The organism is Pseudomonas sp. 2VD (assembly GCF_005503585.1).
In the GTDB taxonomy this organism is placed as follows: domain Bacteria; phylum Pseudomonadota; class Gammaproteobacteria; order Pseudomonadales; family Pseudomonadaceae; genus Pseudomonas; species Pseudomonas aeruginosa.
Genome location: NZ_SCND01000525.1, coordinates 1 through 3,016 on the forward strand (window position 1 = coordinate 1; position 3,016 = coordinate 3,016).

General features: G+C 70.2%; 4 protein-coding genes. All 4 read left to right on the plus strand.

What is annotated here, in order from left to right; genetic code table 11:
* Positions 1-125: 125 nt before the first annotated feature.
* On the plus strand, positions 126-1,106 hold the full coding sequence (locus tag FFS27_RS31045; RefSeq protein ID WP_003091294.1) for an AAA family ATPase: 981 nt from the start codon (positions 126-128) through the stop codon (positions 1,104-1,106).
* A 10-nt stretch (positions 1,107-1,116) separates the two neighbouring features.
* Positions 1,117-2,055, plus strand: coding sequence for a DUF58 domain-containing protein (locus FFS27_RS31050; protein WP_003091295.1), 939 nt, complete (start codon positions 1,117-1,119; stop codon positions 2,053-2,055).
* Entirely contained in the window at positions 2,052-2,546 is a 495-nt protein-coding gene (locus FFS27_RS31055; RefSeq protein WP_003091296.1) for a DUF4381 domain-containing protein, read from the plus strand. The genes FFS27_RS31050 and FFS27_RS31055 overlap by 4 nt, the downstream gene beginning before the upstream one ends.
* The coding region (locus FFS27_RS31060) for a vWA domain-containing protein (RefSeq protein ID WP_137952464.1) at positions 2,539-3,016 on the plus strand (478 nt) is incomplete at its 3' end. The genes FFS27_RS31055 and FFS27_RS31060, both read left to right, overlap by 8 nt.

Consider the following 3,016-nt stretch of genomic DNA (forward strand, 5'->3'; position numbering starts at 1 on the left):
CATGTGCGGGATCGGGGGGCCGTCATCCGCCGCAGAGCGGAGCCTTCTCCCCGCCCGCCCGCGCCGGCCTCGCCGTGCGCCACCGAGCGACACCCCAGCAGGCCTTGGAACCGGTAGTCCAGACAATGAGCAACGAGCCAGAAAGCACGCAGCACAAGAGCGCCCTGCAGGGACTGAAGGGCTACCTGTCGAGCCAGATCCTCGGCCAGGAAAAACTCGTCGACCGCCTGCTGATCGCGCTGCTAGCCGACGGCCACCTGCTGGTGGAAGGCGCGCCGGGACTGGCCAAGACCAAGGCCATCAAGGACCTCGCCGAAGGCCTCGAAGCCGAGTTCCACCGTATCCAGTTCACTCCCGACCTGCTCCCCGCCGACATCACCGGCACCGAGATCTACCGTCCGGAGACCGGCACCTTCGTGTTCCAGCAAGGCCCGATCTTCCATCACCTGGTGCTGGCCGACGAGATCAACCGCGCCCCGGCCAAGGTGCAGTCGGCGCTGCTCGAAGCCATGGCCGAGCGCCAGGTTTCGGTCGGCCGCAGCACCTACGACCTGCCACAGCTGTTCCTGGTGATGGCGACACAGAACCCGATCGAGCAGGAAGGTACCTACCCGTTGCCGGAAGCCCAGCTCGACCGCTTCCTCATGCACGTCAAGATCGGCTACCCGGAGGCCTCGGTGGAACGCCGCATCCTCCAGCAGGCGCGTGGCGAGGCACTGAACGGCGAGGCCCGGCCGGAGCGCCGGGTGACCCAGGAAACCATCTTCGCCGCGCGCCAGGAAATCCTCGGCCTGTACATGGCCGACGCGGTGGAGGAATACCTGGTGCAACTGATCATGGCCACCCGCACCCCGGCCAAGCACGACGCGGAACTCGCCGAATGGATCTCCTACGGCGCCAGCCCGCGCGGCTCCATCGCCCTCGACCGCTGCGCGCGCGCCCACGCCTGGCTGGGCGGACGCGACTTCGTCAGCCCCGAGGACATCCAGGCGGTGCTGTTCGACGTGCTGCGCCATCGCCTGATCCTGACCTTCGAGGCGGAAGCCGCCGGCATCGACCAGGACCGGGTCGTGCAGCGCATCCTCGACGTGGTCGCCGTGGCCTGAGGCCGCCGCCATGCTGAGCGCCGCCCCGGGCGTCGAACTGGGCCTCGACGAGCTTCTGGAAATGCGCCACCGGCTCCACGAAGCGCGCCTGTTCTCCTCGCAGAACCGCCGCAGCCCGCTGGTCGGCCTGCATCACTCGCGCCTGCGCGGACGCGGCGTGGACTTCGACCAGGTGCGCATCTACCAGCCCGGCGACGACGTACGGACCATCGACTGGCGCGTCACCGCGCGCACCCGCGAGCCGCACACCAAGCTGTTCCACGAGGAACGCGAGCGACCGGTGTTCGTCCTGGTCGAACAGAGCCAGCGCCTGTTCTTCGGCTCCGGCCTGTGCTTCAAGGCGGTGCTGGCGGCACGCGCGGCGGCCTTCATCGGCTGGTCGGCGCTGGCCCACAACGACCGTATCGGCGGCCTGGTATTCAGCGACCGCGACTGCCACGAAATCAAGCCGCGACGCAGCAAGCACAGCCTGCTGCAACTGTTCAACCAGCTATTGCGGGCCAATCGCGAGCTGCGCGAGACGCCGGCCGAGCGACCTGGCGAACTGTTCGGCCTGGCCCTGCGCCGCGCCCGCGAAGTGCTGCGCCCGGGCAGCCTGATCCTGGTGCTGTGCGACGAGCGCACCCTCAATGACGTCGCCGAGCAGCAACTCAGCCTGATCGCACGCCATACCGACCTGGTGCTGCTGCCGCTGTCCGACCCGCTCGACCATGCCCTCCCCGCCGCCGGACTGCTGCGCTTCCGCGAAGGCGCCGCCGACCTCGAGCTGGACACCCACGCCGACGAGCTGCGCCAGGCCTATCGCGAGCTGGCCGAGGCGCGCCGCGCGCGCTGGCAGCGGCTGGCCCAGCGACTGGGCGTGCCGCTGCTGCCGCTGTCGACCCAGGAAGACCTGGTGGAGCAGTTGCGGGACCTGCTGGAACAACACCAGCCGGGGTATCGCGCATGAATCCGCTCGACCGGCTGGAACCGCTGATCGCCCCCCCGCCCATCGGCTGGTGGCCGCCGGCGCCCGGCTGGTGGTTGCTGGCCGCCCTGCTGCCGTTGCTCGGTTGGGGGCTCTGGCGACTGCGCCGGCACCTGCCGCGGCGCACCATCGCCACCCGCGGCGAAGCGCCGCTGGATCCGCTGCGCGAAGCGGCCCTGGCCGAACTGGCCGCGCTTGCCAAGCCCTACGGCAGGGCTTCCGCCGGGCCCTGGCTGCAGGCCATCAACGGCCTGCTCAAGCGGGTCTGCAGGGCGCGCTGGCCAGATAGCGGCAGCCACGCCCTCAGCGGCCGCGCCTGGCTGGCGTTCCTCGACAACCGTTGCCCGGCCGCCGGCCTGACCCGCTGGATGATCTTGGTGGAAGGCGGCTACCGCGCCGACTGCACCCTCGACGACAAGGCCGTGGACGGCCTCGACGCCGCCGTCGCCACCTGGATTCGCAAGCATGTTTGAGTTCGCCTGGCCCTGGGTCTTCGCCCTCGCCCCGTTGCCCTGGCTGCTGCGCCTGGTGCTGCCGGCCGCCGACAGCGGCGAGGCGGCGCTCAAGGTGAGCTTCCTCGACGAACTCGAAAGCCTCGCCGGACGCCGTGCACGCGCACGCCTGCCGGCCTGGCGGCAGCAGGTGCGCTTCGCCCTGCTCTGGTTCCTCCTGCTGCTCGCCGCGGCCCGCCCGCAGTGGGTCGGCGAACCCCTGCCGCTACCCGCCAGCGGCCGTGACCTGCTGCTCGCGGTGGATGTCTCCGGCTCCATGGACTACCGCGACATGCGCTGGCAGGACGACGAGATCAGCCGCCTGGAACTGATCAAGAAACTCTTCGGCGACTTCATCGAAGACCGTCGTGGCGACCGCGTCGGCCTGATCCTGTTCGGCAGCCAGGCCTACCTGCAGGCGCCGCTGACCTTCGACCGGCACACCGTGCGGG

Bases quoted from the DNA above. Each gene is read 5' to 3' on its own strand.
- FFS27_RS31045 (WP_003091294.1), top strand. From the start codon at position 126: ATGAGCAACGAGCCAGAAAGCACGCAGCACAAGAGCGCCCTGCAGGGA.
- FFS27_RS31050 (WP_003091295.1), top strand. From the start codon at position 1,117: ATGCTGAGCGCCGCCCCGGGCGTCGAACTGGGCCTCGACGAGCTTCTG.
- FFS27_RS31055 (WP_003091296.1), top strand. From the start codon at position 2,052: ATGAATCCGCTCGACCGGCTGGAACCGCTGATCGCCCCCCCGCCCATC.